Raw genomic sequence first — 16,253 nt, 5'->3', positions numbered from 1 at the left:
CGACAACCGGTACGGCCTCCCCAATGAAACGACTTAGCTTCGCACGAATGCGCCATGGCCTGTATGTGATGGCGTTTGCATTCGCACTGTCTGCCCCCGCCTGGGCGCAGGACGCCGCCCTGGAACTGGCGCAGGCCCGGCAGGCGGTCGACAAGGCCACCCAGGCCGACGCCGACCAGTACGCCCCGGACCTGATCGGTCTGGCCCGGCAGGGCCTGGAGCAGGCCCAGCGCGCCGCCGGCGACCGCCGCGAACGGAAGAACGCCCCGGCGATGGCCCTGCGCGCCGCCGCCGATGCCGACCTGGCACGCGTCCGCAGCGAGGAAGCCACCGTCACCGCGCAGCTGCAGCTGCGCCGCAACGAGGTCAACCAGCTGCAACGCCAGCTGTCGACCGGGGAGGACCGCCGGTGAAGCCGATGACCGCCGCAACCCTGGCCGCGCTGCTGGCGCTGCCGACCCTGGCCGTGGCCGCCGACAACCCGATGGTGGCGCAGCTGAGCCAGCGCCTGATGGCCATCCAGGCCAACCCGGATACCGCTGAGCTGGGCGCCTTCGAGCGCATGCAGGCCCAGCAGGCCATCGCGACCCTGGACAAGGCCAAGCGCCGTGACCAGGAGCTGGCCACCTACCTGGCCGAGCGCCGGGTGGAGATTGCCGAGACGGCCGTACGCACCGCGATGGCCGCGCGCGAGGTCGACCGCCTGGAGCGCACCCGCAGCGACCTGCTGATCGAGGCCAGCCGCCGCGACGCTGCCCGCGCCCGTCAGGAAGCCGAGCAGCTGCGCATGCAGGCGCAGATGCAGGCCGAGGAGGCCGAACGCCTGCGCCAGGCCGCCGAGGCCGAAACCCTGGCCCGCCAGGACGCCGAGAACGCCCTGACCAGCGTGGCCGGCAAGCAGCAGCAGCGGCTCAGCGCTGCCCAGCGGAACGCCGCCAAGCTGGCCCGCGAGGAGGCCGAGCTGGTGTCGGGCCAGAAGCTGCCGGGTTCGAAGTTCGATGCGCGCGGTGAGGTCTTCACCTTCGGGGGCGACGCGTTCGCTGCAGGTGCGTCCAGCCTGTCTGGCGGCGCCCGCAACCAGGCCAAGGCGCTCGCCGAGTACCTGAACATCGGCAAGAAGGGCCGCCTGCGCATCGAGGCCTACGACAATGCCAACGGCGTGGGTCAGAAGCGGGCCGAAGCGCTGCGCGACGCCCTGGTCGCGGCTGGTGTCGCCAGCAACCGGATCCAGGTCAGCGGCAAGAAGGCAGCCTCCACCCGGGCCCGTTCGGCCGAGGTCATCATCGCCCCGTAATGCATTGATATTGTTTGTTTTTCGTTGCAATGAGCATTCAGCCTGAACCCCGCCCCGGCGGGGTTCGGTCTTTTTGACGCAGGGGTCTTGTACCCCGCCTTGAGCAGGCGTAGGGTCAATCGTCCGGGACGCAATGCCGCGGACCGGACGATGGGAGGGCCGGGCCGATGCAAGCAGGGCGCGAACCGCAGCAGATCGACGTGCGCAGGCCAGTGCCGCAGGTCGTTGCAGGCGTCCAGGTGGCCATCGGCCGGCGCTCCTCCATGAACAACGCCCCGTGCCTTGTGGCCGGGGCGTTCGTGTATCTGTCGAAGGAGGTCCATCATGTTTGAAGATCAGCCCCAGAGCGAGATCGACGCCCGTCGCGCGCGTGATCCGGAGTTCAGGGCACTCCATGACCAGCACCGCAAATTGAACAAGAAGTGCATGGACGCGGAGTTGGGTGTACTCCCGATCGATGATGTCACCCTGGGTCGCATGAAGCGTGAGAAGCTGCTGGCCAAGCAACGCCTTCTGCGAATGTACGAAACACCGCTCCCAACGACGTCCCCCACGCTTTGACGCACCCCGTCGCGCCCGGAACGGCGTGACCCGGCCATCGATGGCCCCGCCGGGCGACCGCGCCCCGGCATCGCGGCACCGCCGATGAGGCGGCCGCGCCAAGGCACCACAGGCGGTGGTGCCTTGGCCAGCAGGCACAACTCACCGATGCGGGCGGTACCGGTCTCCTCGTCGATCCGGGGCCGCCCGCATCCCTTCATGGGGCAGGCGGGCGGCATGCCTGCACCGACCTGACATTCAGCGCCATCCGTCGGATAATCATCGGTCCGGCCCTGCGTGGCGCGAATCGAAAGTCCTCCGAATGCCCATCCATTCTTCCGTCCTCGAACTCATCGGCCAGACCCCGATCGTCAAGGCCCAGCGCCTGGACACCGGCGTCTGCGAGCTCTACCTGAAGCTGGAGAGCGCCAACCCGGGCGGATCGATCAAGGATCGCATCGGCCTGTCGATGATCGAGGCGGCGGAGCAGCGTGGTGACCTGAAGCCGGGCGCGACCCTGGTTGAAGGTACCGCCGGCAACACCGGCCTGGGCCTGGCGCTGGTGGCACAGCAGAAGGGCTACAAGCTGATCCTCGTCGTTCCCGACAAGATGAGCCGCGAGAAAATCTTCAACCTGAAGGCGATGGGCGCTGAAGTGCGCCTGACCCGTTCAGACGTCGCCAAGGGCCATCCGGAGTACTACCAGGACCTGGCCAAGACCATCGCCGAGCAGACCCCGGGCGCCTACTTCATCAACCAGTTCGGCAACCCGGACAACCCGGCCGCGCATGAGTTCGGCACCGGCCCGGAAATCCTCGAGCAGATGGGCGGTGACCTCGACGCCATCGTGTTCGGCTGCGGCAGCTCCGGCACCATGACCGGCCTGTCGCGCGCGTTCGCCAAGCTGTCGCCGAAGACCGAGCTGGTGCTGGCCGATCCGGTCGGCTCGATCCTGGCCGAATACATCAACGACGGCGTGCTCAACGACAAGTCGGGCAGCTGGCTGGTGGAAGGTATCGGCGAGGACTTCCTGCCCTCGATCTCCGACTTCAGCCGCGTCAAGAAGGCTTATGCGATCAGCGATGCCGAGAGCTTCCACACCGCGCGCGAGCTGCTGGGCAAGGAAGGCATCCTGGGCGGTTCGTCCACCGGCACCCTGCTGGCGGCGGCGCTGAAGTACTGCAAGGAGCAGACCACGCCGAAGAGGGTGCTGGTGCTGGTCTGCGATACCGGCAACAAGTACCTGTCGAAGATGTACAACGACTACTGGATGCTGGACAACGGCTTCCTGCAGCGCCCGCAGCACGGCGACCTGCGCGACCTGATCCTGCGCCCGTACGGCCAGCGCGACACCGTGGTGATCGGCCCGAACGACCTGCTGACCACCGCCTACCAGCGCATGAAGCTGTACGACGTCTCGCAGCTGCCGGTGATGGACGGCGAGAAGCTGGTCGGCATCGTCGACGAAAGCGACGTGCTGCTGCATGTCTATGGCGACGAGGCGCGCTTCCGCGACACCGTGGCCACCGCGATGGTCAGCAAGCTGGACCGGCTGGACGTGAAGTCGCCGATCGAGGCCCTGCTGCCGGTGTTCGACCGCGGCCAGGTGGCGATCGTGATGGACGGCGACGCCTTCCTCGGCCTGATCACCCGCATCGACCTGCTGAATTACCTGCGTCGGCGCGTTCAGTAAGGCGTTTATCGCCGCAGATCGCTGCTGAATCCCGTTTATCCGCGTCAAAGCTCGTTAAGGCCGCGCTGATAGACTCCCGCTCCTTCGACGGCGCCGGTCATCGGCGCCAATCAGGAAACGACATGTCCAACGCTTCTTCCCCGGACCGCGCGCTGGCCCTGGCCACGCTGGCCATCCACGGCGGTCAGTCGCCCGACCCCAGCACCGGCGCGGTGATGCCGCCGATCTACGCCACTTCGACCTATGCCCAGTCCAGCCCGGGCGAGCATCAGGGCTTCGAGTACTCGCGTACCCACAACCCGACCCGGTTCGCCTATGAGCGTTGCGTGGCCTCGCTGGAAGGCGGTACCCGCGGCTTTGCCTTCGCTTCGGGCATGGCGGCCAGCTCGACCGTGATCGAGCTGCTCGACGCTGGCAGCCACGTGGTGGCGATGGACGACATCTACGGCGGCAGCTTCCGCCTGTTCGAGCGCGTGCGTCGCCGCACCGCCGGGCTGGACTTCAGCTTCATCGACCTCACCGATCTGGCGGCATTCGAAGCCTCCATCACGTCGAAGACGAAGATGGTCTGGATCGAGACCCCGACCAACCCGATGCTGAAGATCGTCGACATCGCCGCGGTCGCCGCCATCGCCAAGCGCCATGGCCTGATCGTAGTGGTCGACAACACCTTCGCCTCGCCGATGCTGCAGCGTCCGCTGGAACTGGGTGCGGACCTGGTCCTGCATTCGGCCACCAAGTATCTCAATGGCCACTCGGACATGGTCGGTGGCATGGTCGTGGTCGGCGACAACGCCGAACTGGCCGAGCAGATGGCCTTCCTGCAGAACTCGGTGGGGGGCGTGCAGGGCCCATTTGACAGCTTCCTGGCCCTGCGCGGCCTGAAGACCCTGCCGCTGCGCATGAAGGCACACTGCGCCAACGCGCTGGCGCTGGCCCAATGGCTGGAAAAGCACCCGGCGGTGGAGAAGGTGATCTACCCGGGCCTGGCCTCGCACCCGCAGCATGAACTGGCCGGCAAGCAGATGGCCGGCTACGGTGGCATCGTCTCGATCGTGCTCAAGGGCGGGTTCGAGGCGGCCAAGCGCTTCTGCGAGAAGACCGAACTGTTCACCCTGGCCGAGTCGCTGGGCGGTGTTGAAAGCCTGGTCAACCATCCGGCGGTGATGACCCATGCCTCGATTCCGGTCGCGCGCCGCGAACAGCTGGGCATCAGCGATGCGCTGGTGCGGCTGAGCGTGGGCGTGGAGGAGCTGGGGGATCTGCAGGTGGATCTGGAGAGGGCGCTGGCGTGAGCAGTCGCTTGGACAAGAGATCTTCCGGGCTGACGCCCTATGCAACTGCCCGGCGGCGGCCATTGGCGGGCTTCCTGCGTTCGCCCTTGGAGCACCGTCAACTCATCTTCCGTCTGATCCAGCGTGAGATCGTGGGCCGCTATCGCGGTTCCTTCGCCGGCCTGGCCTGGTCGTTCATCACGCCATTGATCATGCTGGTCCTGTACACGTTCGTGTTCTCCATCGTGTTCAAGGCAAAGTGGAAGGACTTTGATACCAGCGGTGGCTTCGCCTTGATCCTCTTTTCCGGACTGATCGTGCACGGCGTGGTAGCCGAATGCATCAATCGCTCCCCGGCATTGATCACGAGCAATGCCAACTACGTGAAGAAGGTTGTGTTTCCGCTGGAAGTCTACGCGTGGGTGACGCTCGGTTCGGCGGTTTTCCATGCCTTCGTCAGTTGGATCGTGCTGACCATTGCCCAGTTGTGCATGGGCGTTGCGCTGCCCTGGACCGTGATCCTGTTCCCCGTGGTGATGCTGCCGCTGTTGCTCGGTTGCCTTGGCGTTTCCTGGTTCCTTGCCGCGATCGGCGTCTACTTCCGAGACGTGGCACAGATTACCGGCACGCTTGCGACGCTGCTGCTGTTCCTTTCTCCCGTGTTCTACGCGCTTGATTCGATTCCTGAACGCTATCGTCCCCTGATCCAGGCCAATCCCCTGACGGGTGTCCTGGAGGCGGCACGCAAGGTATTGATGTTCGGTGACATCCCGTCTCCTGCGTACTTCGGGATCGGCCTGCTGGTGGGCCTGCTCATGGCCATGGCTGGTTACGCTTTCTTCCAGAAATCTAGAGATGGATTTGCCGATGTCATCTGATCCGGTCGTTCTCAAGATCGACGGCGTTTCCAAGCACTATCAGGTCTACGGCTCGCCCCAGGACCGGTTGAAGGACGCCCTTTTTTCGCGCGCTGCGCGTGTCGTGGGAAGCCGAGGCAAATCCTATGGCCGCCAGTTCAGTGCGCTGAAGGATGTTTCATTCGAGATTCGCAAGGGTGAAACGGTCGGCATCATCGGACGCAACGGGTCGGGCAAGTCCACGCTGCTGCAGCTGCTGAGCGGTACGCTGGCGCCATCGGAAGGCCAGATCCTGGTCGACGGAAGGGTTGCGGCACTGCTGGAGCTTGGGGCGGGCTTCAATCCTGATTTCACCGGCCGCGAGAACGTGTTCTTCAACGGTGCCCTGCTGGGACTTTCGGACGAGCAGCTGCGCAGCAAGTACGACTCCATTGTCGAATTCGCCGATATCGGCGAGTTCATCGACCAGCCGGTGAAGACATACTCCAGCGGCATGTTCGTGCGGCTGGCCTTCGCCGTGATCGCGCACGTGGAAGCTGACATTCTGGTCATCGACGAGGCACTGAGTGTCGGCGACGCGTTCTTCGTGCAGAAGTGCATGCGATTTCTCCGTTCCTTCATGCAGAACGGCACGGTGGTCTTTGTATCCCATGACACCGCCGCCGTCATCAATCTCTGCGACCGAGTGGTCTGGTTGTCGCACGGGAAGATCGTTGCAGATGGCGCCCCCAAGGAAGTCACCGCCAAGTATCTGGAAGATCTCTACGCGGTGGAGATGGCCGCTGCTGGTCCTGCTGCGGTGGCCGTTGACGCTCCCGAAAGTGACGCGCAACCGGCAGCTGCTGGTGCGACCGCCATCGAACCGGACCACGCAGGCATGGCGCCCCGTGATTTTCGCCAGGATCTGATCAACGCCAGTGAGCATCGGCAGGAAATCCGGGTCTTTGAGTTCAATGCAGACAAGGGGTTCGGACAAGGCGGGGCGCAGGTCGAGTTCGCTGCCTTTGTTGACGTGGATGGCAACCCGCTGTCCTGGGTGGTGGGTGGAGAGCCGGTCCGGCTGCAGATCCGCTGCCGTGTGAACCAGGTGTTGAGCTCGCCCATCATCGGTTTTGAGGTGTACGACCGCCTGGGGCAGACCCTGTTCGCGGACAACACGTATGTCGCCTCCATCGATCCCCCTCCCGGCGCTCAAGCGGGGCAGGTACTGGTGGCTTCCTTTGATTTCCGGATGCCTGTCCTGCGCGAGGGTGACTACACCATGAGTGCAGCCATCGCAGACGGCAATCAGCATCACCATGTCCAGCACCATTGGCTGCATGACGCGCTTGCCTTCCATGTTCATGCACGTGGCATCTGCCTTGGATTGTTCGGCGCACCCATGCAGCGCGTGCGCCTTGTAGTCGAGCAACAAGATCTGGTATCCGGGTGACCGGCTTCAGCAGCAATCATGTATTGAGGTGACCCATGGCAACCCAGCTTGACGAGCACGTAGAAGATCTCGCATTCACCGGCGAACGGTTCATGCCCGAAGTGGCCGGTCAGATCGCCTTCGAACATCTCCATCGCTATCACTTCGCCGCCAGGTTCTGTGCCGGCAAGCAGGTGGTGGACGTGGCCTGTGGCGAAGGTTATGGCAGCCAGATCCTGTCTGGCGTTGCGGACTCGGTGACCGGCATAGATATCTCGGCCGAGGCCGTCGCCCATGCGGCTGGCCGCTACGGGTCCGATCGCTTGCGCTTCGTCGAGGCGTCTGCTGCCTTGCTGCCATTGGAGGACGACTCCGTTGACGTGGTGGTGAGTTTCGAGACCATCGAGCACCACGACCAGCATGAGGAAATGCTGTCGGAGATCCGGCGCGTTCTACGTCCGGGTGGGATGCTGATCATGTCCAGTCCGAACAAGCAGCACTATTCGATCGACCCGGGCTACGAAAACCCCTATCACGTGAAGGAGTTGTTCCGTCACGAGTTGATCGAACTCATCCAGCGCTACTTCCCGCAGCAGCAGGTGTATTCGCAGCGCGTCGTCTACGGTTCCCTGTTGGTCGCTGACGGTCCGGCGGCCTTCGATTCGATCCTGGGCACCGGCCCTGAAACCAGTGAATGGGCCGAAGGCCTCAGCCGCCCGCTCTACGACCTGGTGGTTGCGACGGATGGGGTGCTGCCTGTGCAGTCGTCCTCGTTCTTCGAACTGAAGGTTCATGGAATGGATGCCGGCGCCTTCTACGGGGTGCACTTGCCTGAGCGCGTCCAGAACGCGGATATCGAAGTCCTGCAGCTTCGCGCCAAGGTCGAGGAACTCGAGGCCCAGGCCCAGTCCCATCTTTCCCATCGGGAAGCCGCTTCCCTGGAGGCGGCGGAGGAACTGCGGCGGACGCAGGAAGCGCATCTGGCCGAGATCGAGCGGCTGCGTGACAGCCGCAACGAGGTGCTGTCCTCGATCCCCGTGCTGGGTTCGCTGGTCGATGATGTTCGCCGCGAAGGCGGTCATGATCGGCAGGCCCAGGAACGCAGGCTGGAAAGCCTGCAGAATGCGCTGGATCAGAATCGAGCGCTGGTTGCTGAAGCGGCCAGCAGCCAGTCGATCGACAACAGTCAATTCAAGGCTCAGCTGGCCGAACTCCGCCAGCAGTTGATTCAGGCCGTTGCCACCGAGGAGAGGATCCGCTCCCTCGAGCGCATGCTTTCCGAGTCCCAGGAGATGGTGTTGGGGCATATCAATGCCAACGGCAGCCTGCGCGAAGAAATGTCCGCTCTACGTGCGGAAATCGACCGGACCATGGCCGAACGGGATGAGGCAAGGCAGTCCGTGCAGCAGCTGCAGTTGGCCGTAACCGAGCAGCGCGTCATCAGCGAGCACCGCGAAAGGGATGTGGAACTGCTTAAGGCGTCACGGAGTTGGCGTTACACTGCATGGCTCAGGAAACTGTCAGGAAGTGCCAGGAGGCACCTGTAAGCGATGCATCAGGGTCAGAAAATGGGAAAACTGGGGGCAGTTGCACGCCGCATGTACATGGCGGTGCCGGGCTGGAATGCGCGGCTTGCACTGAAGGATTTCCTGTTCCGGAACTTCAGCTTCGCCTTTGCCAATACAAATGCCTACCGCCGATGGAAAACCTTCGGCGCAGGGCAGGAATTTGCTGTTGTCACGGCGGGCGCGCAGCAGCCGCCAGCGGCTGCCGCTCCGATCCTTGCCGAAGGCGTGAAGGTGTCCTCCGTGGCGCGTATCTACGCAGACGCTTTCGACGTCGCTGCAGGCGTGCGCGGGTCTGAGTACGTGGAGCTGGCGCCTGCGCTACAGCCACCGACCAGCCTCCGCTTCAAGACGATCGCGTTCTACCTGCCGCAGTTTCACCCCTTCGCCGAAAACGACGCATGGTGGGGCAGGGGCTTCACCGAGTGGACCAATGTGAGCAAGGCCGTGCCACAGTTCCAGGGGCATCGCCAGCCGCACCTGCCCGGTGAACTGGGTTTCTATGACCTGCGCTTGATCGATGTGCTCAAGCGCCAGGCCGAGCTTGCCAAGCTGTACGGGGTTCACGGCTTCTGCTTCCACCATTACTGGTTCTCCGGTCATCGACTGATGGAGCGGCCGGTGGACCAGCTGCTCCCGCATCCGGAGATTGACCTGCCGTTCTGCATCTGCTGGGCCAACGAGAATTGGACCCGGCGCTGGGATGGGCATGAAAACGATGTGCTGATTGGTCAGAACTACACGGCTGACAACGACATCGCGTTCATTCGTGATGCGATGCCGTACCTGTCTGATCCGCGGTATATCCGCATCGATGGTCGGCCGTTGCTCATCATCTACCGGCCATCGCTGCTTCCCGATGCCCGCAATTCGCTGGATGTCTGGCGCGGCTATGCGCGTGAGCAGGGCCTTGGCGAGCTGTTCATCGCCATGGTCCAGTTCGACGTCGATGATCCGCGCACGTATGGCTTCGATGCAGCGCTCGAGTTCCCGCCGCACAAGGTGGCGCGTGGCCTGTCCAGCATCAACCACACGCTGGACATCGCCAACCCGCGTTATGAAGGCTACGTGGTCGACTACCGCGAGATGGCCGAACGTTCCAGGAACTGGCCGGAAGAAGACTATCCGCTGTTCAAGGGGGTTACGCCACGCTGGGACAATGAAGCGCGAAAGCCGGGGCGCGGCTACACGTTCGCCCATTCCTCGCCGAGCGAGTACCAGCGCTGGCTGGAATCGGCGGGCGAGTTCGCACTGGCCAAACCTGTGCGTGGCGAGAGCGTGGTCTTCATCAACGCCTGGAACGAGTGGGCCGAAGGCGCCCATCTGGAACCGGACCGTTACTACGGTTATGCCTTCCTGCAGGCGACGCGCAATGTCACCGCCGGCACGGCGAAGCCGCGTGTCGCACTGATTTCCCATGATGCGCACCCGCATGGCGCGCAGTACCTCGCGCTCAACATGGCACGCAAGATGACGGCCGGCCTGGGACTGGACGTGCATGTCGTGCTGCTCGAAGACGGCCGCCTGCACAGCCAGTTCGCCGAGTGCTCCACGGTCCACCTGCTGGGCGACCGGGATCCAGCGGTGCTGGCCAATGAACTACGCCAGCTGGGCGTGCGCTCGGTGCTTGCCAATACGGCGGTCAGCGGCCGCATCGTGCAGGCGTTGGGTGATGCAGGTCTTACCGTGGTGTCGATGATCCACGAGCTGCCGGGTGTCATCCAGAGCTACGGCCTGCAGCCTGCACTGGCGGACATTTCCCGTGTGGCCAAGCGCATCGTCGTCGCCTCGGACGCAGTACGCGAAGGTTTGCAGCCCTTCCTCGACCCGGCAGGGCAGGCCAAGGTAACCAAGCTGCCGCAGGGGCTGTTTGCAGCCAACCGCCATCGCGGGAAGCGCAATCGAGACGCTGCGCGCGCAGCGCTGCGGCAGCGCTTGGGTCTCAAATCCACGGACAGGATCGTGTTGTCGGTGGGCTACGCCGATGCGCGTAAGGGTGTCGACCTGCTGGCCGAGGCGTTCACCAGCGCATTCGCCCAGCGACCTGATGTCCACGTCGTTTGGGTCGGTCACCGTGAAGAGGCTGCGTGTGAGGCCGCGGAAAAGGTGCTCCGCCGCCATGGCATGCTGGAGCGGTTCCACTTCGCCGGTCTCGACTTTGACACCGATGACTACTACGCAGGCGCTGACATCTACGCGCTCGCGTCGCGGGAAGATCCTTTCCCATCCGTCGTGCTGGAGGCCTTGTCTGTCGAGCTGCCGGTCGTCGCATTCGCAGGCACGGGGGGCGGTGCGGACCTCGTGGCCCAGCACCAGGCGGGCATGGTCGTGCCGGCACTGGACGCCGTCGCCTATGGCGGCGCCTTGGCGCGTCTGCTCGATGAGGATTCGGTGCGAGCAACGGCAGGCGAAGCCGGACGACGCCTTGTCAATGCCGACTTCTCCTTCCGCAGCTACCTGCTGGACTTGCTGGATCTGGCCGGGCATCGCATTCCGCGTGTCTCGGTGGTAGTGCCGAACTACAACTACGCCCACTACCTGGAAGAGCGTCTGGCGTCGGTGTACGGGCAGGACTTCCCCCTGTATGAGGTCATCATCCTGGATGACGCCTCATCGGATGGGAGCCTGGCAGAACTCGAACGCCTCTGGCCAACATTTGATCCGGAGCCGCGCCTTGAGGCGTCGTCGGACAACAGCGGGTCGGTCTTCCGCCAGTGGATGAAGGGCGTGAGCTTGGCGCGCGGCGAGTACGTCTGGATCGCCGAGGCCGACGATCTTTCCAAGCCAGCATTCCTGCGCTCGCTGGTGGACCTGCTCGAGTCCAACCCCCGCTCGGTGATGGCGTTCTCGCAGTCGGAACAGATCGACGAGTTCGGCGAGGTGATGGCTGGCGACTATCTGGAATACACCAATGATCTCTCGCGTGATCGCTGGCGCAGCAGCTATTCGGCGATGGGTTCCGAAGAAGTTGAAGCCGGTCTGGCTGTTAAGAACACCCTGCCCAACGTCAGCGCCGTGCTGTTCCGTCGCGAGGCGCTGCTGCGCGTGATGCAGGAGCACATCGAAGAGATCACTCAGTATCGGATCGCGGGCGACTGGCTGGTCTACCTGCTGTTGCTGCGCGATGGCGGCCTCAGCTTCAATGCGGAATCGCTCAACCAGCACCGCCGCCATGGCAACAGCGTGACCATCGGCTCCAAAGCGCAGGGTCACCTGGATGAAATCCGCAGCCTGCATGCCCATGCGCAACGGTTGTTCCCGCTGAGCGCGGCCACGCGAAGTGCGGCGGCGGCTTATGAGGACAAACTGCGCACCCACTTCGGGCTTCGCAACCTCCCGGCCGGGGCGGAATAATCGCATGAGCGTGCTTGTCATCGGTGGCAATGGTTTCATCGGCTCGCGACTCGTCGACGCGCTGCGCACGCGCGGTGACGAGACAGCGGTGCTGGATCGCTTTGCTGCCCGCCTGGACATGGACTGGAGTGGCGTGCGCTATTTCCAGGGCGATTTCCATGACGCCGATGTACTGGAGCAAGCACTGCAGGGGGTGGACACCGTCTACCACCTGGCCAGTTGCACGGTGCCGAGCACGGCCGATGCCGACCCCATCGCTGACATCCAAGGCAATCTGGTCGGAACACACCGGCTGCTGGAGGCCATGCGTGAGCGCGGTGTCCGCAGGTTCTGCTACTTCTCCTCGGGAGGAACGGTGTACGGCAACCCCGACGCCGTTCCTGTGCCCGAAACGCACGCGCTGCGGCCAATCTCGTCCTACGGCATCGTGAAGGTCGCCATCGAGCAGTATCTGGCCATGTTCCAGCGCAAGGGGTGGCTGGATCCGGTGATCATCCGGCCCTCCAACCCGTACGGCCCGGGTCAGCCGGCGCGCAGCATCCAGGGGGCCGTTGCTGTCTTCCTTGGAAAGGCGCTTGCCGGTGAAGGGATACAGATCTGGGGCGATGGAGAGACGGTCAGGGACTACATCTACATTGACGATCTGATCGACCTGTCCCTGCGTGCGGTTGATTCGGGCCGCAATGCGGTCTTCAATGCGGGCTCGGGTAGCGGCGTCAGTCTCAACGAGCTGTGCAACTTCATTCGCAGCGTGACTGGCAGTGCATTGTCGGTTCAGTACCAGCCGGCTCGCGCGTTCGATGTGCGCGAAATCGTGCTCGATGTGGCAAGGGCAAGAGAGAACCTGGGGTGGCTGCCCCAGGTGGGAATTCACGATGGTATCCGCAGAACCTGGCAGGCGATGCTGGAGGGGAGGGCTTCCAGGGGGTGACGTAGTGGATGCCGCCCATTCAGGGAGCAGACCATGTACCCGCAGACGATGTGGTTTGATTCTGTAGCAGCGATCTCCGAAGCGGTAGCCGGCTCGCTGGATGTAATGCGTGAAATCGATGGCGAGATCGCCAAGGGCAGCCTGACTCGTGGCTTCTGCGCCCATTGTGGCAAGGTGCGGGATTTGCAGGTCAACGGCGGCGCGATGTTTGGTGCCGACGTCAACCTTCGGGAAGGGCTGGTCTGCCAGTCGTGTGGGCTCAACTCACGGTCCCGGCACCTGTACATGGAAGCACGCACCTGCTTCGAGCCAACTGACCGTCTCGCGCTCCTGGAGGCCTTTTCGCAGCTGTCGCGCTATGCCGCGGCGGTATGGCCCGCGATGATGCTGTCTGAATTCCATGGGCCTGGCTCACGGGGTGGGGAACCGTATACCTTCCTCGATCATCAGGGGGGCACGCGCACAGCGGTTCACTAGGATATGCAGGCACTCTCGTTCGACGATGGATGCCTGAATGGAATACTCCACAACGACGTACTTGAGCACGTTCCAGATCCCCTGGCGGGCCTGAAGGAGTGTCACCGCGTGCTGGCGCCAGGTGGCGTGGCGTTGTTCACGGTACCGTTTTTCCCTTGGCTTCCTGAAACCCTGGTCAGAGGGCGACTGGACGAGAGCGGGGCTTTGGTGGAGCTGCTGCCAACAGAGTTGCACGGCGATGGCCTTCGCCCCGAGGGGATCTACACATTTCACAATTTCGGTGCCGATTTCGCCGATCTGGTGACGCGTGCGGGGTTCGCGGACGTCTCCTTTGGCGTGTGCTATGACCCCTATGCTGGCCTGGTGACAAACAACTACCGTTATGGGGATGAGTTCCTTATGCTACCCACGGTCGTCCGTGCGGTCAGGGAGCGGATGGATGAGACGGATCCTTCCCCGGCGTCGATCATGGAGTGAAAATGCAAGACAACACCGCTGTTGTGTCCGCCGTTACCGCTCTTCCCAAGCGCGGACGGTTGGAGTTTCTGGACGCACTGCGTGGCCTGGCGGCCGCCTATGTGGTGATCTACCACATGACCCTGATGCCCCACCCCCAGTTGGCATTGCCGCGTTGGGCCGAGAAGTTCACCCTGATGGGGGGGACAGGTGTCACCCTGTTCTTCATCGTTAGCGCTTTCTCGCTCTATTACACGATGCCGATGCGCGAAGGCAGCCCGAAGCCGACTGCCAGTTTCTATCTGCATCGTTTCTTCCGCGTAGCGCCTCTTTTCTACTTCCTTATTCTGGTGAGCTGGCTCCGCGACGCCTGGCTGTTTGGTGTCCACCATTCGGCAGGCGCGGTGGCAGCGTCTGCGACTTTCATCTTCAACCTGTTCCCCATGCGCCAGGAGGGATTCGTCTGGGCAGGCTGGACCATTGGCGTGGAGATGATCTTCTACGCGGTGTTTCCTTTGATCTATGCCCGGGTAAGGGATCGGTACAAGGCAGTCGCGTTCATTTTCGTCACCCTCCTGTTCTGGTACTTCATCGGACTGGTGCTCGATTACCTGGTGTTGCCGGAGGGATGGCGCGAGTCGATCCTGCAGTGGAGCACGTTCAAGCATTTCCCGATCTTCGCCACGGGCATCCTTCTGTACTACTGGTTCATGGATACCGATGCCGACTGCAGCATGGCCCGAAGCAAGGGACAGGCTGCGTTGTTCGCAGGCGCCTTCACCTACCTTGCGTTGGTGCAGGGCTGGCTGCCCAACATTCTGGGCAACCCTTACTACTTCCAGGCGCTGGCATATGGCCTGATCTTCGTCGGCCTTGCCCTGTTCCCGTGGAAGCTGGTGGTCAACCGCTTCACCTCCTTCCTCGGCAAGGTCAGCTACTCGGTCTATCTGCTGCACCCGACCATCGTGTACCTGCTGATCCCCGTCTATCGCCGCATCCATGAACAGCAGGCCGATCTGACGGTAGCGTTCATCGTGTGCGCCGGCGTGACCTTCGCAATTCTCCTGCCGCTGGCGTGGCTGTCCTATCGCTTCATCGAACTGCCGGGCATCCGGCTGGGCAAGTCGCTGGAAGCACGTTGGATCCCGAGGAAGACTGCGCAATGAAGAGCTGGAATAGCCTGTTCCTTCTTTCAATCTTGCTCCTGGCAGGTTGCCGGGAACCAAACGCACCGCTGCCAGCTTCCACTTTGCCTGCTGGCAGTGGGTCTGATGACGCGCAATCGGCAGCTGAAGTCGAGCCGCCCGTTGCGCAGGATCAAGCGGGGCCTAGCGTCATGGAGGGCATCGATGTCGCCAAGGCATCTGACCAGTCCTACTGCAACATCGAGAGCGTTGGGTCCAATGCTTTCGTCGCGGGACCGCTTGTGGTGGCGCCGGCGCAGAAGGTGCACGGCTGGTTGGGTCATTCCACGCCCGCCCCTGTAGGTTCACCCATGCTAGTGCTGCTGGGTGAGCACGGCGCCGCTGCGGGAATCGCCCTGCAGCTGTCCATGGTGCGGGACGATGTGGTGAACGCCTACGGAGGGCGAGCGGAACTACGCGAATCCGGTTTCGAGGCTGCGCTTCCGGACGTGCCGGCGGGCACCTATAAGCTGCTTCTGCACTACATTGTCGATGGAAAGACGTATCGTTGCGACAATGGCCGCCAAGTCACTTTCAATCAGTGACGAAACTATTCAACTGCACTGATCGCTCCTGAATCGATCCGCTATTCAATAAGGAAAACCAAAATGAAGTTCAGTATCGGATTGTCCTCGCTGTGCCTGGCAGGAGCGACGTGTCTGGCGTTGACGGCATGTGATCTGCGTGAGCCAGCAGCCACGCCTGCTGCGGCAGCGGATCCGGCCCAGAGGGCGAATGCAGCGCCGACTGCGGGGGCGAACGGGGATGCGGATTCCGCCGCCAAGGCTCAAGTGGAGGCAAAGCTGCTTGCTGGGCTGGATGCAGTGCAGCCGCTGATCAGGTCGAAGGAGGATGTCTATCAGCCTATCGCACCGCTGGCTGACCACCGGCTCCTGGTGCACCCAGCTGAAGGCAAGCGTGCCCGCCTTGTGCTCGATGTGAGCAGCCTTTCAGGTCTCACGCTTTCGCCTGTCATCGAGAGTTTCCAAGGTAATGCGACCTGTGAGGCGGATCCGAGCGCCGGCGTTGCAGGACTGCACTGGCAACTTGATGGGGCGCCGATGAACGACGTCGTCGTAGACCGCAACTATACCTCGACCATCCGGGTCGATGTCGGTGGCGCCAAACAGCTGGTCATCGAGTCTAGCGACCAGAACGGTGTCATCTGGTGTGACTGGCTTGCGGTCGGTTTCCACGACGTTGTACCCAAGTAAGCG

At 63.1% G+C, this 16,253-nt stretch carries 15 protein-coding genes; all 15 read left to right on the top strand.

All coding sequences use genetic code 11. The features are described 5' to 3' along the window. The first annotated feature begins 47 nt into the window (after positions 1-47). Positions 48-413: a DUF4398 domain-containing protein gene (locus AC5P6H_RS12700; RefSeq protein WP_005415160.1), complete on the top strand. Its 366-nt coding sequence runs from the start codon at positions 48-50 to the stop codon at positions 411-413. Continuing rightward, positions 410-1,294, top strand: a complete 885-nt coding sequence (locus tag AC5P6H_RS12695; protein WP_495202707.1) for an OmpA family protein — start codon at positions 410-412, stop codon at positions 1,292-1,294. Before AC5P6H_RS12700 ends, AC5P6H_RS12695 begins: the two co-directional genes overlap by 4 nt. A 324-nt stretch (positions 1,295-1,618) precedes the next feature. Further along, a complete protein-coding gene (locus tag AC5P6H_RS12690) occupies positions 1,619-1,855 on the top strand; it encodes an HP1242/YdcH family protein (protein WP_005407964.1) in 237 nt (78 codons plus the stop codon). A gap of 301 nt (positions 1,856-2,156) precedes the next feature. Further along, the gene (locus AC5P6H_RS12685) at positions 2,157-3,527 is read left to right on the top strand and encodes a pyridoxal-phosphate dependent enzyme (RefSeq protein WP_014645842.1); all 1,371 of its coding nucleotides are present in this window, start codon (positions 2,157-2,159) and stop codon (positions 3,525-3,527) included. A 122-nt stretch (positions 3,528-3,649) separates the two neighbouring features. After that, on the top strand, positions 3,650-4,822 hold the full coding sequence (locus AC5P6H_RS12680) for a cystathionine gamma-synthase (protein WP_495202706.1): 1,173 nt from the start codon (positions 3,650-3,652) through the stop codon (positions 4,820-4,822). Continuing rightward, the gene (locus AC5P6H_RS12675; protein ID WP_141098655.1) at positions 4,819-5,679 is read left to right on the top strand and encodes an ABC transporter permease; all 861 of its coding nucleotides are present in this window, start codon (positions 4,819-4,821) and stop codon (positions 5,677-5,679) included. Before AC5P6H_RS12680 ends, AC5P6H_RS12675 begins: the two co-directional genes overlap by 4 nt. Further along, positions 5,669-7,090, top strand: coding sequence for an ABC transporter ATP-binding protein (locus AC5P6H_RS12670; protein ID WP_227864116.1), 1,422 nt, complete (start codon positions 5,669-5,671; stop codon positions 7,088-7,090). The genes AC5P6H_RS12675 and AC5P6H_RS12670 overlap by 11 nt, the downstream gene beginning before the upstream one ends. 35 nt (positions 7,091-7,125) lie before the next feature. Further along, a complete protein-coding gene (locus AC5P6H_RS12665) occupies positions 7,126-8,616 on the top strand; it encodes a methyltransferase domain-containing protein (protein WP_495202705.1) in 1,491 nt (496 codons plus the stop codon). Positions 8,617-8,637: 21 nt separating this feature from the next. Further along, positions 8,638-11,988, top strand: coding sequence for a glycoside hydrolase family 99-like domain-containing protein (locus tag AC5P6H_RS12660; protein ID WP_495202704.1), 3,351 nt, complete (start codon positions 8,638-8,640; stop codon positions 11,986-11,988). Between the two features lie 4 nt (positions 11,989-11,992). Continuing rightward, entirely contained in the window at positions 11,993-12,919 is a 927-nt protein-coding gene (locus AC5P6H_RS12655) for an NAD-dependent epimerase/dehydratase family protein (protein WP_445392485.1), read from the top strand. Positions 12,920-12,952: 33 nt separating this feature from the next. Then, positions 12,953-13,396, top strand: a complete 444-nt coding sequence (locus AC5P6H_RS12650; protein WP_495202703.1) for a C1 domain-containing protein — start codon at positions 12,953-12,955, stop codon at positions 13,394-13,396. 3 nt (positions 13,397-13,399) lie between these two features. Further along, positions 13,400-13,873 (top strand): class I SAM-dependent methyltransferase, encoded by a 474-nt coding sequence (locus tag AC5P6H_RS12645; RefSeq protein WP_495202702.1) that lies wholly within the window; start codon positions 13,400-13,402, stop codon positions 13,871-13,873. A gap of 2 nt (positions 13,874-13,875) precedes the next feature. Then, on the top strand, positions 13,876-15,018 hold the full coding sequence (locus AC5P6H_RS12640; RefSeq protein ID WP_495202701.1) for an acyltransferase family protein: 1,143 nt from the start codon (positions 13,876-13,878) through the stop codon (positions 15,016-15,018). Beyond that, positions 15,015-15,581 carry a hypothetical protein gene (locus AC5P6H_RS12635; RefSeq protein WP_227864110.1) on the top strand — a complete coding sequence of 189 codons (567 nt, stop codon included), beginning with the start codon at positions 15,015-15,017 and terminating at the stop codon, positions 15,579-15,581. The genes AC5P6H_RS12640 and AC5P6H_RS12635 overlap by 4 nt, the downstream gene beginning before the upstream one ends. A 63-nt stretch (positions 15,582-15,644) precedes the next feature. After that, complete coding sequence (locus tag AC5P6H_RS12630; RefSeq protein WP_227864109.1) at positions 15,645-16,250, top strand: hypothetical protein; 606 nt, start codon at positions 15,645-15,647, stop codon at positions 16,248-16,250. Positions 16,251-16,253: the final 3 nt, after the last annotated feature.

It is taken from the genome of Stenotrophomonas sp. YJH_SMC_110 (assembly GCF_059369255.1).
Note: the sequence above shows the minus strand (reverse complement) of the source record. Positions and strands in the feature narration are given on the sequence as shown.

Coding starts and splice junctions, on each gene's coding strand:
- AC5P6H_RS12700 (WP_005415160.1), top strand. CDS start 48: ATGCGCCATGGCCTGTATGTGATGGCGTTTGCATTCGCACTGTCTGCC.
- AC5P6H_RS12690 (WP_005407964.1), top strand. CDS start 1,619: ATGTTTGAAGATCAGCCCCAGAGCGAGATCGACGCCCGTCGCGCGCGT.
- AC5P6H_RS12685 (WP_014645842.1), top strand. CDS start 2,157: ATGCCCATCCATTCTTCCGTCCTCGAACTCATCGGCCAGACCCCGATC.
- AC5P6H_RS12680 (WP_495202706.1), top strand. CDS start 3,650: ATGTCCAACGCTTCTTCCCCGGACCGCGCGCTGGCCCTGGCCACGCTG.
- AC5P6H_RS12670 (WP_227864116.1), top strand. CDS start 5,669: ATGTCATCTGATCCGGTCGTTCTCAAGATCGACGGCGTTTCCAAGCAC.
- AC5P6H_RS12665 (WP_495202705.1), top strand. CDS start 7,126: ATGGCAACCCAGCTTGACGAGCACGTAGAAGATCTCGCATTCACCGGC.
- AC5P6H_RS12660 (WP_495202704.1), top strand. CDS start 8,638: ATGGGAAAACTGGGGGCAGTTGCACGCCGCATGTACATGGCGGTGCCG.
- AC5P6H_RS12655 (WP_445392485.1), top strand. CDS start 11,993: ATGAGCGTGCTTGTCATCGGTGGCAATGGTTTCATCGGCTCGCGACTC.
- AC5P6H_RS12650 (WP_495202703.1), top strand. CDS start 12,953: ATGTACCCGCAGACGATGTGGTTTGATTCTGTAGCAGCGATCTCCGAA.
- AC5P6H_RS12645 (WP_495202702.1), top strand. CDS start 13,400: ATGCAGGCACTCTCGTTCGACGATGGATGCCTGAATGGAATACTCCAC.
- AC5P6H_RS12640 (WP_495202701.1), top strand. CDS start 13,876: ATGCAAGACAACACCGCTGTTGTGTCCGCCGTTACCGCTCTTCCCAAG.
- AC5P6H_RS12635 (WP_227864110.1), top strand. CDS start 15,015: ATGAAGAGCTGGAATAGCCTGTTCCTTCTTTCAATCTTGCTCCTGGCA.
- AC5P6H_RS12630 (WP_227864109.1), top strand. CDS start 15,645: ATGAAGTTCAGTATCGGATTGTCCTCGCTGTGCCTGGCAGGAGCGACG.